Origin of the sequence: Levilactobacillus yiduensis, from assembly GCF_024718525.1 — a bacterium.
GTDB lineage: Bacteria > Bacillota > Bacilli > Lactobacillales > Lactobacillaceae > Levilactobacillus > Levilactobacillus yiduensis.
The window spans coordinates 16,539-31,955 of sequence record NZ_JAMXAZ010000031.1; the positions used below are offsets into that span (position 1 = coordinate 16,539).

Consider the following 15,417-nt stretch of genomic DNA (forward strand, 5'->3'; position numbering starts at 1 on the left):
CGCTTTAGCCCAACGTCTTTGACTAAAACTATCATGCCAAATCCAGCATCACGAGCAGAATGCTTGATCCACTGTTGTGACGCCATCTTCATCCACGATGCTAGTCTTCTGAGTCGTCTTTCTTAGCAATCAACAAGTCCAGGTCCAACAATTGCTTGTCAGCAACCGTCGATGGGGCTTCAGTCATTGGTTCCGTTGCCTTCGAGTTCTTAGGGAAGGCAATGACGTCACGGATGTTGTCGCGCTTAGCTAACAAGCGGGCAAACCGATCCAACCCAATGGCCAGACCACCATGAGGCGGGAAGCCGTAATCCAAGGCTTTCAACAGGAAACCAAATTGCTTTTCGGCTCGTTCTGGCGTGAAGCCTAAGGCCTTTAACATCTTCATTTGTAACTCGCGAGTGTGAATCCGGATGGACCCGCCACCTAATTCGAGACCGTTCAAGATGATGTCGTAGCTTTGAGCGTAGGCCTTGTGTGGGTCTTCGCCATCGTTCAAGTAATGCGCATCCCCTTCGGCTGGCATCGTGAATGGGTGGTGCGCTGGTACCCAACGTTCCAAGTCAACATCGTAATCGAACAATGGCCAGTTGACGATCCACAGGAAGGCCCACTTGTTTTGGTCGATCATGTCTTGTTCCTTGGCAATCGCTACCCGCAGGTAACCCAACGTCTGGGCAACGACCCGCTTGGAGTCAGCGGCAAACAGCAACAGGTCGCCACTCTTGGCGCCGGTTGCGGACGTGATTTGGTCGAACCAGTCGCCTTCCTTGAAGAACTTGGCGATTGGACCGCTAAAACCGTCGTCCGTGACCTTCATCCAAGCCAAGCCCTTAGCACCGAAGCGTTCGATGTATTGGCCGTACTTGTCGATGTCCTTACGGCTGTACAAGTCAGCCCCACCAGGAACGGCAATGGCCTTGACTTGACCGCCGTTCGCAACGGCACCCGAGAAGACTTTGAAGTCGGTGTTGGCCATGATGGCAGACAGGTCCTTCAATTCCATGCCGAAGCGGACGTCGGGTTGGTCGGTCCCAAAGCGGGCCATGGAGTCATCCCAGTCCATCCGTTCGAATGGCAACTTAACGTCAACGTTCAGTGTGTCCTTCATGACCTTGGCAATCAAGCCTTCGGTCAGGTCCTGGATCTCTTCGGCCGTCAGGAAGGACGTTTCCAAGTCGATCTGGGTAAATTCTGGTTGGCGGTCACCACGCAAGTCTTCGTCCCGGAAACAACGGGCGATTTGGTAGTACCGGTCAAAGCCAGACCCCATCAACAATTGCTTAAACAATTGTGGGGATTGTGGCAAGGCGTAGAAATGGCCAGGGTAGATCCGTGAAGGTACCAGGTAATCCCGGGCCCCTTCAGGCGTGGACTTGGTCAAGTCTGGCGTTTCGATGTCGATAAAGCCATTCTTGTCGAAGTAACTGTGGACGGATTGGACGATTCGGTTACGTAACATCAAGGCCTTTTGCATTTCTGGCCGGCGTAAGTCTAAGTAACGGTATTGTAAACGCAGGTCGTCGGAGGCGTTGACGTTGTCTTTGATTTCAAATGGCAATTCCTTGGCCTTGTTCAACAGGTTGATGCCATGCACCCGGACCTCAACTTTACCAGTCCGCATGTCGGGGTTCACTTCTTTTGGTGCCCGGGCAACAACTTCTCCTTGCACTTCAATGACGTATTCGCTCCGCAGTTGGTCAGCGACAGCCAATGCATCCTTGCCGTATTCTTCACTGAAGACCAGTTGGACGATGCCTTCGCGGTCCCGCAAGTCGATGAAGATCAGACTCCCGAGGTCCCGGCGCTTTTGCACCCAACCCTTTAAGACAACAGTTTGGTCGAGGTATTGTTCGTCAACTAAACCGGCATAAGTGGTTCGTTTTAAATTCTTTTCCATGTCTTTCCCCTCTTATTTCGCCGTGAACCGTGTTGCCACGACGTTTTGAAAATCTTGATAAATGTCCGCCAACGGCACACTGACTTCTTCACCCGTGGCCATGGACTTCAGGTTGGCCGTTTGGTTGGCCAGCTCTTGGTCACCAATGGTCAAGGTGTAAGCCGCATCCAACCGGTTAGCCGTCTTGAATTGCGCCTTGGGCTTCCGGCTCAGGTAATCCCGGTCGGCCGTTAACCCAGCTTGGCGAATAGCCTGAACCAACTTCAACGTCTCCAGCGACGTGTCATCACCGATGCCCACGACGTAAACGTCTAACGGGTGGTCGTTAGGAATGGCCACTTTTTCGGCCTGCATCAACAGAACCAAACGTTCCACGCCTAATCCAAAGCCAACACCTGGCATGTCTGGGCCACCGAGCTCTTCAACCAAGCCGTTGTAGCGGCCCCCGGCTAAGACGGTCGTGTACCCTTCGCCTAAGGCTGGTGAGTCGGCCATGATTTCAAAGATGGTGTGGTTGTAATAATCCAACCCCCGCACCATGGTGGCGTCAACGTCATAGGCAATGCCTAAGGCGTCTAAGCTGGCCTTGACCCGGTCAAAATGGGCCGTGGCATCCGGCGTCAGGAAGTCCAAGATGGATGGTGCATCGGCCACGATCTCTTGGTCGTGCTTATCCTTGCTGTCCAAGACCCGCAGTGGGTTCTTGTGCAGACGTACCTTGGAATCGTCACTCAATTCATCAAAGTGGGGTTCCAAGAAGTCGATCAAGGCTTGACGGTAGTTGTCCCGCGTTTCCTTGTCACCCAAGGTGTTCAGGGCCAAACGCAAATGGGTCAAGCCCAGCTTGCTCAAGAGGTTCATCCCCAAGGCAATGACTTCCACGTCCAATTCGGGCGCGTCACTACCGAAGGCTTCCACCCCGATTTGGTGGAATTGCCGTTGCCGACCGGATTGTGGCCGTTCATAACGGAACATCGGGCCCATGTAGTAGACCTTGTAAGGCTTTTGCGTCTCTGGACCATATAATTTATTCTCGACGAAGGCGCGGACAACACCGGCGGTACCTTCTGGCCGCAAGGATAAGTGCCGATCCCCCTTATCCTTAAAATCATACATTTCTTTGGTAACGATGTCTGACGTATCTCCCGAAGTCCGTGAAAAGACTTCAAAGTTTTCAAACATCGGCGTCCGAATCTCTTCGAACCGATAATTAGCAAACAACTGGCGCGCGGTGGCTTCGACGAACTGCCAAGTTTGTGAGTCGCCTGGTAAAATATCCGCCGTTCCCTTTGGTCGTTGATAACGCATGAGCATTCTCCCTTCCGACTCCTGTAGAAAATAAAAAACGCCCCTGTCAATTGACAAGGGCGCAGGTATGCACGGTACCACCTTTTTAAAATTCTCTGCAGGATAACGTTGCAAACGAATGACGACGAGCGCCATTAGCCTCAAGAGTGTCTTCCAAGTGACCACGCTAGTCGCTTTCAGCAACGCGACTTCTCTGTAAACGGGTTGACTCTTACTATTCTCTCTCATTGGCAATCTATTTTATTCTTCCTAAGAATACTGAAAATCAACTGAAAAGTCAAGGCTGGTTCTGAGCTAGCTGAAAATCATTTACGATTTGCGGTGGTTTCCGCCTTGCCGTTCGCTAGAGATGCGTTGGAACGCTGTGGACGACGGACCGAGCCAAAGTGCGGTCTCGGCCCTCAGCTTGGAGCCGATAACCCGCGTCTCCAAGCTGCAGTTTCCTAACCGGCTTTGCCGCTAAGGAAACTCCCACGGCTGAACGCATCTCTAGCGAACTATCGGCTACGGTAGTGGTTATCAACAACCACCATAGATATCACCTGGTCATTTTTCTAATTATTATTCAAATTACCCCAATTGTAAGGCCAAGAAATTCTTCTGTCATCGTCAATCAGAAATGACGTCAGATAGTTTAATTTTCGAACCGGGATTGTCCCTCTAACAAGTACCCGCTGCCTGAATACGGACATTGGCCTAAATAGTTTCCCATTTCAACCTTACCATCACTACCAAACACTGGTTTAAACCGCCTTAACTTTGCCGTGGTATAATGAAAACTAATTTACTAAAGGAGTACACCCATGCATTTCAAACCACGCAATTGGCCTGGCCTGGTGACGGGTCTGGTCATTCTCTTAATTGCTGGCGGGTTGCTATATACCTTCACCCAGCACAACGCCGTTACCGCTACCGTTAGCAATCTGAACCTGCGAAATGGCCCTGGCTTGACGTACAGCGTCACCCACAAGGTCAAAAAGAATAGTCGTTTAACCATTTTAGGTGAAAAAGATAATTGGTATCACGTCCGCGACAGTCAGAATCATTTTGGCTGGGTGGCCAGTTGGCTGGTCAAACATCCCGGTAATTTGAAACGGGCCACGACCTTGTCTGAAGCCACCATCGTGTTGGATCCCGGCCACGGCGGTAGTGATTCTGGCGCGTTATCCATTGACCAGAAACACGATGAAAAGACCTACACGTTAGCGATGGCCCAGCAAGTGGCTAAACGCCTGCGTGCTCGCGGGGCACACGTGATCATGACCCGTGACAGCGACAAGACCGTGAGTCTGGCGGATCGACCGGCACTTGCCAACACCAATCAGGCCAGTGCGTTCATCAGCTTTCACTTTGACTCGGCGCCCGCTGACAACCTAGGGTCCGGGACCACGACTTACTATTACCACCATGACACTTCCTATGAGTTAGCCGAAGACGTGAACAGCCAGATGGATGGCTTAGGGTTGACCAATCGCGGTGTAAAGTACGGCAATTTCGAGGTCATTCGCGACAATAACCGGCCCGCGCTCCTGCTAGAAATGGGGTACATCAATACCAAAAAGGACTTCAGCTACATCCGCAGTACCACCTATCAAAAACAAGTTGCGACCCGCGTCGTCGCTGGCTTGAGCAAATATTTTAACGCAGCAAATTAGCTATCATGAGTTTTAACAGAAAGAAGATCTTCACATGACACTTTCATCCGCTTGGTTGGCGCAATTACCATTGCCCCAAGTCACGGCTGCCACCCCAGTTTCCGGCGGTGACATTAATTTGGCCTACCGCTTGACCACGGCAGAGGGCCCGGCCTTCCTGCTAGTCCAACCCCAAACACCGGCTAGCTTTTACAGCCACGAGGTTGCGGGCCTCAAGGCCTTGGGTCGAGCCGTTAACGTGCCTGACGTGTTAGCCACTGGCAACATCGATGGCGACGCCTACCTGGTTCTGGAATTTTTGGAAACGGGACACGGTAGCCAGTACGAACTGGGGCAAGCCGTTGCCCGCGTCCATCACGTCACGGCCCCGCAATTTGGCTTCGATCAGGACAATCTGGTCGGTAAGCTCCCCAAGCACAATGACTGGCAGGACGACTGGACGACCTTCTACCTGAATCAACGCTTGGACCCCTTAGTCAAGCGTGCACAGGCCCATCACCTGTGGCACGCCAAGCGACAAGCCGCTTACGACCGCGTGCGACAACACATCGTGACGGAAAATCAGGGTCGGAAAATCGTCCCCTCCCTACTGCACGGCGACTTGTGGTCCGGCAACTACCTGTTCACCGCAGACGGGACACCGACGTTGATCGACCCGGACGTCTTGTACGGCGACCGCGAATTTGATATCGCCATGACCACCATCTTCGGTGGCTTCACGGCCGATTTTTATCGCGGCTATCAGGACGCTTACCCCTTTGATCCCGGCTACACGGACCGGTTGGCCCACTACCAGTTGTACTACCTCATGGCCCACCTGAATCTCTTCGGAGAAACGTATGGTGGCGCGGTGGATGAGATTCTATCCCGTGGTTAATTGAATCATGACACAACTCATAAGCCTAGAAATTGTCTCTTGCAGATGATTTCTAGGCTTATTTTAGATTGACCGCTGAACTTAATCCTTCATCACCAGCAACCGCGTGATCAGTTGTTCTAGCTGTGCCTGCGATAACTTTCGTTGTTGACGCTGAAACGCATAACTATCGCTCTTTAACATCGCAATCAACATATCTGCCTGGAAGGTCAATTCAGCATCATTCACCGATTTATTAACCGGATGAAGCACACGCTTAAACAACTGTACCAGTCGATGATAAAGGTCACTTTGGTAATAGGTACTCATGACAGTTGGCCCAGTCTCCACAAAGGCCAGTAGTTGCAATCGTCGTTCACGAAAAATTATATATTGGGCTAAGACGTGCTTCAATTGTGCAACGGGGGTCGCCGTCGTCTGTGTTAAATAGTCTTGGCAGCTACTTAAAAATTGATCAATAAATCTCAAAGCTAACGCCGAACATAATTCATTTTTATTCGGAAAATGGCGATAGAGCGTCCCCGGTCCAATCTTCGCCGCAGCCGCAATGTCTTTCATGCTGACCTCAGCGACGGTTCGTTCTTGAAATAATTCAGTGGCCGTTGTTAAAATTTTATCGCGGTTTTGCTGCGCATCTTTTCGCATGTGTGTCCCCCATTCATTTAATATCGTTAGTTTACGCTACATTATCTCGCTTGACAAACGGAGTCGACTCCGTTTATAGTAAACCTATCTTATTCTTGAAAGCGGGTTGCTTCATGCTTATTTTAGCTTATGGCTTAATCATTGGTAGTTTTGTGAGTTTGATTGGTGGCGGTGGGGCAGCCTTATATTTAGGTGTCCTGACGAGTCAACTAGGGTTAAGTCCGGCTATTGCCGTTTCCACCTCTCTGTTAGTGGCCTTACCAGCATTATTTTTTGGGTTCTTGACCCAAATGCGAATTAAAAATGTCAACTTTCACGTTGGCAATCAGATGATTATCGCCGCGATCCCGGGTATCGTGATTGGCACAGTCAGTGCCACCTACATTCCACAGCACCTGTATAATTGGTTAGTCGGTATCATTTTTATTGTGATGGGCTGGTTAGTTCTCAGTAAGACCTGGCGCAAAACTGCTGCCCCGCTGACAGGCGCTCATCAAGTCTGGTTGGCACGTGGATTTGGCCTATTGAGCGGCTTGATGGTTGGTATTGGCGGGTTAAGTGGCGGGGCAACCACCGCGGCCGGCTTAGCGATTCTCGGATTAACAACCGTCTCGGCTGCCGGTACCGCCACCTACGTTCTGACCGCGATGTCCGCAATTAGTTTAATTGGTCACCTATTTACCAGCACATTTGCGTGGCAGGCAGGTTGGTTACTCATGCTGGGCGCAATTATCGGAGCCGTGATCACACCGTTAGTCATTCGCCGATTGGATTTAAATCGGGTCAATCGCCTCTTGACCCCCTTTTTAGGCCTACTCATTATTTACTTTGGCGTTAAAATATTTATTTAGAAATTCCGAAATAGCCCTTACATACGAAAAAGGCTGTGCGACCAGCCACCCCAGTGGGGGCCAGTCGCACAGCCTTTCATGTCACGCCAAGCCGAAGTTATTCCGCAAACAACCAATCCTGTAACTCAGCGAACCGAATCACGCGGATCTCTGGTTGGCTCTCGTCCACGATTAAATGTTCCGGATCAAACAAAGCGCCGGCCATCCCCGCACGATGCCCCGCTTGGACGTCAAGGTTACGGTCGCCAATCATCAGGCCTGTTTGTCGGTCCACGTCGTATTTTTTCATCAGCGCTTGTAGGCTAGTCGGATCCGGCTTGCGGGGAAAGTCATCGTCGGCCGTGACTGCACCGGAGAAATACTGGGCCAGGTTCAGTTGCGACAGCCGGTCCATGGCGTGGTGGTCCCGGTGCGTCAACAAGAAGTTACGCCCGCCAGCCGCCACGACCGCTGCCAACAGGTCAGCCACGCCGGGAAAAGCCGCCGCATCCTTTAATCGTGGTGCCGCCTGCTTTTGGTAGACCTTGGCCAGCCGGTCGCGGTTCAACCGGTACTCCGCCGTGAACCGCTGCAGGGCGTTGCCCAGACTATGTTGGCGCATGGCCTTATAAATTTCTTCCTCATCGAGTTCAAAATTGTTCACCCCGCAGGCCTCGAGTGCTTCACCAAAGGCCGCGACCATCCCTGGATAGGTGTTGACCAGGGTGCCGTCAAAGTCCCAAAAGAGCTGTTGATAACGCATGGCAATTCCTCCTTAAGCAAAAACGACTAGTCCACTCGGCGCTAGTCGTTTTCAGTCTGTCTATTCAAGCCACTACTGTTCGTCCGTATCAAACCAAATCGTCACGGGACCGTCATTGATCAACGCGACGCGCATGTCGGCACCAAAGACACCCGTTTCCACGTGACGGCCAGTTGCCGCTAATTTTTCATTAAATTCATTGTAAATCTGTTCGGCGTGCTGTGGATCACCCGCCGCCACGAAGCTGGGCCGGTTGCCCTTCTTGGTGTTGGCGTAGAGCGTGAACTGCGAGACGGAGAGAATACTGCCGTCAACGTCTTCAATGCTCTTGTTCATCTTGCCCGCCTCGTCTTCAAAGACGCGCAACTTCGTGATCTTATGAACCAGGTAGTCGATCTGTTCACTGGTGTCGCTGTCTTCAGCCCCCACCAGCAACAGGTAACCCTGGGCAATAGCCCCTTTCACGGCGCCATCGACTAACACGCTTGACTGTCTGACTCGTTGTAACAAAACTCGCATGGTTGTTCCCGTCCTTAATGGAACGCCCGCTTAACCACGTAGACGTCCGGAATATTTTTGATGTTATCTAAAATCCGTTGCAGTTCAATTTGACCGCGGGTTCCCAGACTGATGGAAATCGTCGCCATCTTATTGTGATCGACCTTGCCGTTGATCGACGTCAAGTACTTGGTGTTGTTGTTAATGGTCCGTAAGACGTCGTTCAACAGGCCGTTGCGGTTGTAGCCTTGAACTTCGATGTCGGCGTTGTAGTTGGTCTTATCGCCGGCCTTGTTGCCCCAGCGCACATCGACTAACCGCTCGCCATTTTCTTCGGCATTTCGAACGTTGGGGCAATCTTTACGGTGCACGGAGACCCCGCGGCCCTTGGTGATGTACCCCACAATGTCGTCGCCGGGAACCGGTGAGCAGCAGTGACTCAACCGAATCAAGAGGTTGTCAACGCCTTCGATGACCACGCCATCGGAATCCTTGCCCTTCTTGCGGTCCTTCTTTTCGTTATCCGAATCGTTCTTGATAGTCTGGTGTTCTTCTAGCAGTTCACGTTCTTCTTGGCGGCGCCGTTCGTCTTCTTCGGCTTGACGCACGCCTTCCGTTAACCGGTTCGCCACGCCGCGGGGCTGGAGATCCCCGAAGCCAATGGCGGCCAGCAGATCATCTGAGTGCTGGTAGTGCATCTTGGCGGTGACCTTGTCCAAGTTCTCCTTGGTCATCAATCCCTTGGGATCATACCCCAGATCGCGAATCGTGTGCTCCACGGCTTCTTGACCAGACACGATGTTTTGTTCACGGTCAGCGGCCCGGAAGAACTGCTTGATCTTGTTGCGGGCCCGGCGCGTCGAAACCAGTTTGAGCCAGTCCCGACTTGGTCCGGCCGAACTGCTTGAGGTCCGGATGTCCACGATGTCACCGTTTTTGATTTCGTAGTTCAGTGGCACGATCTTGCCATTGATGGTAGCCCCCGTCGTGTGGTGACCAACCTCGGTGTGGATGGCATAGGCCATGTCCAACGGTCCGGCGCCCTTCGGCAACTCGAGGACGTCGCCCTTAGGCGTGAACGCATACACGTGATCGCCGAAGAGTTCCCCCTTGACGCTGTCCATGAAGTCAGAGGCGTCATCGGTGTCTTCTTGTAGCTCAATGATGTGCTTGAACAAGTTCAGCTTGTCACCAGAATTGGTCTCTTGGACCTTGTCCGTGACCCCTTCCTTGTAAGCCCAGTGGGCCGCAACCCCGTATTCAGCCACGGCGTGCATTTCTTTGGTCCGAATCTGAACTTCCAGCGGCTTACCTTCTGGACCGATCACCGTGGTGTGCAGGGATTGGTACATGTTGGCCTTGGGCATCGCGATGTAGTCCTTAAACCGTCCGGGCATGGGCTTCCACTGTGAGTGAATGGCGCCAAGCACCGCGTAACAATCTTTGATGGTATCGACGATGACCCGAATGGCCAGCAAGTCATAGATCTGGCTGAACTGCTTGTGTTGGTCCTTCATCTTACGGTAAACGGAGTAGATGTGCTTCGGTCGGCCGTAGATTTCCGGGTCTAATTTTAAATCCTTGATTGATTGCTTAATATCCTGAATGGCACCAGCAATGTACTGTTCCCGCTGGTCCCGCCGCGAATTCATCAGGTGCACGATGCGGTAGTACTGTTGCGGGTTCAGATACCGCAGCGAAATGTCTTCCAGCTCCCACTTGATGGTACTGATCCCCAAGCGGTCGGCCAGCGGTGCATAAATTTCTAGCGTCTCGTTGGCAATCCGCCGTTGCTTGTCCGGCCGCAGGTGTTCCAGCGTGCGCATGTTGTGTAGACGGTCGGCCAACTTGACGATCATGACCCGAATATCCTTGGACATCGCCAACAATAATTTCCGGTGATTCTCTGCCAGTTGTTCACGATTAGACTTGTATTTGATCTTCCCCAGCTTGGTTACGCCATCGACGATCAGCGCGACGTCATCGCCGAACAGTTCACGGACATCGCTTAATGTGACCCCGGTATCTTCGACGATATCGTGGAGAAAGCCGGCGGACACCGTTTCGGGATCCATGTTCAGGTCGGCTAAGATGCCCGCCACCTGAATGGGGTGCATGATATAGGGTTCACCAGACTGCCGGATTTGATCCCGGTGGGCAATCGTTGCGAAATGGCAGGCTTTGACCACCATTTCCACGTGCTCCGCATTCATGTATTTACCGACTCTGGCAATTACTTCTTCAGCCGTCCAGACACGTTCTTTGGTCATATGGACGCCACCACCCTTAGTTTTAAATTATGATTTCGATTCAATCTTAGCTTGCGTCAACCCGTAAGCCAGGTAAGACAGGCACACATAAACAATGGCAAAATAACGGGTGTAACGGGGCAAGAACCACAGCGCCCCCAGTAAATAAATCACGGGCCAAATCAACAGCCACCACCCGGGTTGTAACTTGCGGGCAATCACCCGGCCAACCCCAATGGCGAGACACCCGTTGATGAGCACGAGCCACAGGCCAAAGCGTATGACCGGATCAACGCTGATTAACGTTGCTAATGCTGGCAAGCCAACGCCCATCACGATGGCGAGGACCCAGTAGCGCCAGCCGATTTTTTCTAAAAATGCCATCCCTGTCACCCATTTCTCTTAGATAGTTGCAACTATTCTAGCATGTTTCCGTGGAGATTTCACCCACCTATCTGGGTTGTTGGAGCTCCAGGACCATGGAAACGGCCGCCAAGAAGTATAGCGGGGCCGTTTCTGTGCGGAGAATCCGTGGTCCTAAACCGACCAGAGTCGACGCTGCCGCTTGGGCCTGAGCCACCTCAGCCGGGCTAATACCACCCTCGGGGCCGAAGATGGCCAATAGGTGTTGCCCCGGTGTCACAGCTTGTAGCTGCCGGTTTAAAGCGCTTTGTTCACCTTGCTTAGCCGACTCCTCGTAAGCCATCACGGCCACGTCATGCGGCGTCTGGAGAACGTCAGCGAGCGTCTTGGCGTACGTGACCGTTGGCCGCTTCAACCGGTGAGCTTGCTCTGCGGCACCGTGGGCAATCTTAGTCAAGCGAGTCAACTTTTTGGCGACCTTATTGGGCTGCCACTTGGCCACCGACCAGTCTGCCCCGTAGAAAATAATTTGCGTGACGCCCAGTTCCGTTGCCTTTTGCGTGATCCACTCCGCTTTTTCTTGCTTCGGCAAGCCACAGGCAATCGTCACGTCGACTGGCAGCTCAACTGCTGGCGTTGGCACCGCCGTTAGGGTCACCGTCGCCGTATCTCCCAGCGTCGTCAACCGGCCGTGAAATAGGTGCGCCGTGGCGTCCACGAACTCCGCCTCGGCACCCACTTCGGCCCGCAACACCGTGACCCAATGGTGATAAACAGTGGCCGTGAGGCTGATCTGCTCCCCATCGTGGGCCGTCGTTTCTAAGAAATACCGTTGCATACCTTATTCATCCTCCGTGGGCTTGTGGGCAATGACGCCCCGCCAATCTTTCATTTGCAAAATGTTATCAATGATGAAGCCCTGCTTCTCCTGCGCCGCTACGACCGTGTCTAACTTGTCGGCAATGATACCAGACGTTAAGAAGTAGCCGCCAGCATGTAGATTCTCCCAGGCTTGGGGAATCAGCGGTAAAATGATCTCGGCCAAAATGTTGGCCACGACCAGGTCGACCGGTTGGTGAATTCCCTTCAAAAGGTCATTAGGTTCGGCTACGATGTCTTGTGCGACCGGGTTCAAGTCCAGATTGGCCTTGGCGGAACGCACGGCCACATCGTCAAGGTCAAAGGCCGTAATTTGTTTGACACCCAAATACTTGGCCGCAATACTCAAGACACCAGACCCCGTACCGACATCGTACATGGTCTCGCCGCCACGGACCACCATTTCCAACGCCGTGAGTGATAACCGCGTGGTTGGATGCGTCCCGGTCCCAAAGGCCATCCCCGGATCCAGGCGAATCACGTGTTCATCGGCTTGGACGGGTTGGTAATTCTCCCAGCTCGGGCTAACGGTCAGGTACCGCGTGACCCGGACTGGATGGTAGTATTTCTGCCAAGCCGTGGCCCAACTCTCATCATCCACGGCCTTGGTCGTGACGGTCCCCGGGGTTGGGTCCAGTCCAAATTTGCTTAAATCACTGACGCGTTGCTTGATGGTGGGCAAAATTTCGGGCACAAAGATGGTTTCTGGATAGTAGGCACTGATCTCAGCACCACTGGTCCGGTGTGGAATCGTGGCTAGATCCACGACCTCACCGTATTTACCAGGCTTGAGATTGGCGTAATCGGCGGCGTCTTCGATCTTCACGCCACTGGCGCCGGCCTCCTGTAAAATGTTGCTGACGGCCTCAACGGCTTCGTTGGTAGTAATCACACTGACTTCGGTCCATTGCATATGTGTCGGTCCTCCTATTTCGGGTTGCGTTTTAAATTCGTTTGGTCAAGGCGGGGGTCGAGGCCCCGCATCGCGTTTGGGTTTCATCGGTAAATGTCACGTATAGAAACGTCTACTATCAATTATAGAGGAAATGCCGCAGAAATGCCAAAATCACGGTTAAAAGAAAAGAGCTCAGAACAACCAGCGCTGTTCTGAGCTCACCACTAAAGATAACCTAAATTTTAAGCGGCCTTAGACCCTCTCGGTATCGTCCTTATGGTCCGCGCGACGTTGTTCACGTTGGGCCAGGTGCGTTTCCAAGTAATCTAACATATCCGCTTCATTTTGAAACACACGGGGATGCTTTTGCTTATGCAGTCGCAAATCAATCTCGTTGATCCGCTGACGGCCGGTCCACGTGTGACCATAACGAATGATTACCCGATTATTGAGCGAATTTTCTTGACCGAATTTAAAGACGTAGACGCTCTCTGGCGCCATCAGTGGCCGAATATACGACTTTTCATAACGATAATTGTGTTGTCGTAAAAACTCTTTCGTTCGACTCAGCATGGTAATCACCTCCTATTTCATGACAATCTACTCGACTGACGCAACGACGCTAGGCCGTTTCGGTTGCCGTACCCATTAAAATGTATCAATAATTGATAATAGTTGATTTTCCAGGAGAATGCAAGCAAAACGTTTGATTTGCCGCGGCTTTTTCACAATTTGTGAAAGCTGTCCGTCCTGAAAGATGCTAGCTATGAAACCACTTACATATTGTACCGTACTTTGCGCGCTTATGGAACCATCTCGTTAGGAGAAATTCAAGATTGGTCAAAATTTTTACCGCTAACAAGACGTCCCTTTAGCCGTCATCCCCCGGTCAAAGGCCGCTAGTACCGTGGCCCCGTCTGCGATTTGCACCGCATTGTCCAGCATGTGGGCGTCATCTTTCAGGGATATCTGCCCTTGACCGTAAGTCATGGTCACACCAGTTTCCAAGAAAATCAAGTCATACGGTGAGGTCCACAGATGCAGCCCCGCTTCATTGGTCAAAGGAACCGCGTAATCCGGGTCTGGCTGGTCCAAGACGATCACTGTAAAATTGGTGCCGATCGTACAGGCGCCACCCTGCAGGGAATACTTGCCCCCACCATCATCCGTAATCAACACGAGTTCCTTGTCTGCCAGTTGGCGCTGCTTTAGATGCGCTACCAAGGCGTCACTTAACGTAATCGCTGCCATCTCTTACCCCTCTTCTCAAATTCACAGACACTTACCTGGGGCTAGCACCTTCAGCGTTAACCCCATTAACTTACCTCTAGTTTAATACAAATGCGGCTGGTTTTCACCTGAAACGCTACCCCGCGTTTTGGTTGCAATTTATCAAAAAATCGTTAAGAATAGACTTAAATCTCATTTGAGGGGGAACTTCATTCGTGTTAAAAGAATTTAAAGACTTTATCGCCCGCGGCAACGTCATGGACCTAGCCGTTGGGGTCATCGTCGGGGCTGCCTTCACGGCCATCGTGAACTCACTGGTCACCAACCTGATCAACCCACTACTGGGCATCTTCGTGGGGAGTATTGACTTTTCTAACCTTGTCTTGACGGTCGGCAGTGCCCATTTCCGCTACGGCGCATTCATTAATTCCGTGATCAATTTCTTAATCATTGCTTTCGTGGTCTTCTTGTTGATCAAGTTACTCAACAAGGTATTGGCCAAACCGGCCGAGAAACCCAGCGACCCGGTACCTTCAGCAGAGGAAAAATATTTGCAAGAGATCGTTGAACTATTGAAGAAACAAGAAAAGTAATTGTAGGTGAAAATTGGCCAAAACCATTGTCGTCGTGATAAGACTGGGTAATTTGTAGCCACATAGCCCACGCTGGCCGCCTACCGTTCGCCAAATATGGAGCGGAACGCGGTGGGCGGACCGCTCCTTAGGCCGCCGGCGTTCCCCATAGCTACCGGAATCTCTGACAGCCGCAGGTGGTGGCATGGACTCATTTAATGTTCACCATCTTTATCAGCTGAGTATTATCAGGTGTTTTTGTACTTGCAACCTTTAGTTACCACCAATCAGTCTAACTCCTGGCAGTAATTGACGTACAATCAACGCTGATCTAAACCCAGTGATACTGACAAGCACCCATTTCAGCAGTCGGTCTACAATTTGGCCAGAATTAAGCATCCTCATCAGATTTTTCATCTTTTAAAGTAAGCCATTAGTGTCAGCTTTCCGCTTGATCGTCGGAGAGTTGGCGTTTTTATTTTGACCCAGTGTACGTGATAACTTGATAAATTTTCGTGAACTGACTGAATCTTTTAAAAAAATTAAATTTAGGGGTTGCGACCCCGTGTCCCTTCCCATAAAATTAGTGGTGGACCCAAACCATTTGACGAAATAATCATTGTCACTAAAGTGGCAAAGTACGGGGAAGGAAGTAATCTTATTCTGTTTGCAATTCCCTGAATTATTCATACCTTTCAAAAAAGTCGTCAGTTTTCATGTTTTTCAAAAACTGACGGCTTTTGATCTTGCTTA

Annotated in this window: 15 protein-coding genes; 4 read left to right on the forward strand and 11 right to left on the reverse strand. The window is 51.5% G+C overall.

The features are described 5' to 3' along the window. Positions 1-100: 100 nt before the first annotated feature. Both aspS and hisS read right to left on the reverse strand, forming a co-directional pair. Positions 101-1,900 carry an aspartate--tRNA ligase gene (gene aspS, locus NGM66_RS12785; RefSeq protein WP_208909551.1) on the reverse strand — a complete coding sequence of 600 codons (1,800 nt, stop codon included), beginning with the start codon at positions 1,898-1,900 and terminating at the stop codon, positions 101-103. Between the two features lie 12 nt (positions 1,901-1,912). Next, positions 1,913-3,208: a histidine--tRNA ligase gene (gene hisS / locus NGM66_RS12790; protein ID WP_208909550.1), complete on the reverse strand. Its 1,296-nt coding sequence runs from the start codon at positions 3,206-3,208 to the stop codon at positions 1,913-1,915. Positions 3,209-4,011: 803 nt separating this feature from the next. Here hisS and NGM66_RS12795 point away from each other — a divergent pair. Next, entirely contained in the window at positions 4,012-4,863 is an 852-nt protein-coding gene (locus NGM66_RS12795) for an N-acetylmuramoyl-L-alanine amidase family protein (protein WP_208909549.1), read from the forward strand. 34 nt (positions 4,864-4,897) lie between these two features. Then, positions 4,898-5,740, forward strand: coding sequence for a fructosamine kinase family protein (locus NGM66_RS12800; RefSeq protein WP_208909548.1), 843 nt, complete (start codon positions 4,898-4,900; stop codon positions 5,738-5,740). Between the two features lie 81 nt (positions 5,741-5,821). Here the strand turns inward: NGM66_RS12800 and NGM66_RS12805 are convergent, their stop codons facing one another. Continuing rightward, a complete protein-coding gene (locus NGM66_RS12805) occupies positions 5,822-6,385 on the reverse strand; it encodes a TetR/AcrR family transcriptional regulator (RefSeq protein ID WP_208909547.1) in 564 nt (187 codons plus the stop codon). Between the two features lie 113 nt (positions 6,386-6,498). Here NGM66_RS12805 and NGM66_RS12810 point away from each other — a divergent pair, with 113 nt between their 5' ends. Then, positions 6,499-7,236 (forward strand): sulfite exporter TauE/SafE family protein, encoded by a 738-nt coding sequence (locus NGM66_RS12810; RefSeq protein WP_208909546.1) that lies wholly within the window; start codon positions 6,499-6,501, stop codon positions 7,234-7,236. 97 nt (positions 7,237-7,333) lie between these two features. On the opposite strand, the gene NGM66_RS12815 is transcribed toward NGM66_RS12810, so the two are convergent. The 8 genes from NGM66_RS12815 to NGM66_RS12850 form a co-directional block, all read right to left on the reverse strand. Then, on the reverse strand, positions 7,334-7,978 hold the full coding sequence (locus NGM66_RS12815) for an HAD-IA family hydrolase (protein ID WP_208909545.1): 645 nt from the start codon (positions 7,976-7,978) through the stop codon (positions 7,334-7,336). A 72-nt stretch (positions 7,979-8,050) separates the two neighbouring features. Then, the gene (gene dtd / locus NGM66_RS12820) at positions 8,051-8,497 is read right to left on the reverse strand and encodes a D-aminoacyl-tRNA deacylase (RefSeq protein WP_208909544.1); all 447 of its coding nucleotides are present in this window, start codon (positions 8,495-8,497) and stop codon (positions 8,051-8,053) included. A 14-nt stretch (positions 8,498-8,511) separates the two neighbouring features. After that, a complete protein-coding gene (locus NGM66_RS12825; RefSeq protein WP_208909543.1) occupies positions 8,512-10,746 on the reverse strand; it encodes a RelA/SpoT family protein in 2,235 nt (744 codons plus the stop codon). A gap of 27 nt (positions 10,747-10,773) precedes the next feature. Next, positions 10,774-11,109: a hypothetical protein gene (locus NGM66_RS12830; RefSeq protein WP_208909542.1), complete on the reverse strand. Its 336-nt coding sequence runs from the start codon at positions 11,107-11,109 to the stop codon at positions 10,774-10,776. A 67-nt stretch (positions 11,110-11,176) separates the two neighbouring features. Next, complete coding sequence (locus tag NGM66_RS12835) at positions 11,177-11,926, reverse strand: RsmE family RNA methyltransferase (protein ID WP_208909541.1); 750 nt, start codon at positions 11,924-11,926, stop codon at positions 11,177-11,179. 3 nt (positions 11,927-11,929) lie between these two features. Then, positions 11,930-12,880, reverse strand: coding sequence for a 50S ribosomal protein L11 methyltransferase (gene prmA / locus NGM66_RS12840; protein ID WP_208909540.1), 951 nt, complete (start codon positions 12,878-12,880; stop codon positions 11,930-11,932). Between the two features lie 234 nt (positions 12,881-13,114). Beyond that, the gene (locus NGM66_RS12845; protein ID WP_208909539.1) at positions 13,115-13,435 is read right to left on the reverse strand and encodes a hypothetical protein; all 321 of its coding nucleotides are present in this window, start codon (positions 13,433-13,435) and stop codon (positions 13,115-13,117) included. Positions 13,436-13,717: 282 nt separating this feature from the next. Further along, a complete protein-coding gene (locus tag NGM66_RS12850; protein ID WP_208909538.1) occupies positions 13,718-14,113 on the reverse strand; it encodes an iron-sulfur cluster biosynthesis family protein in 396 nt (131 codons plus the stop codon). Positions 14,114-14,307: 194 nt separating this feature from the next. Between NGM66_RS12850 and mscL the strand changes: the two genes are divergently transcribed. Continuing rightward, the gene (mscL, locus tag NGM66_RS12855) at positions 14,308-14,685 is read left to right on the forward strand and encodes a large-conductance mechanosensitive channel protein MscL (protein WP_208909537.1); all 378 of its coding nucleotides are present in this window, start codon (positions 14,308-14,310) and stop codon (positions 14,683-14,685) included. The last annotated feature ends 732 nt before the right edge of the window (positions 14,686-15,417 follow it).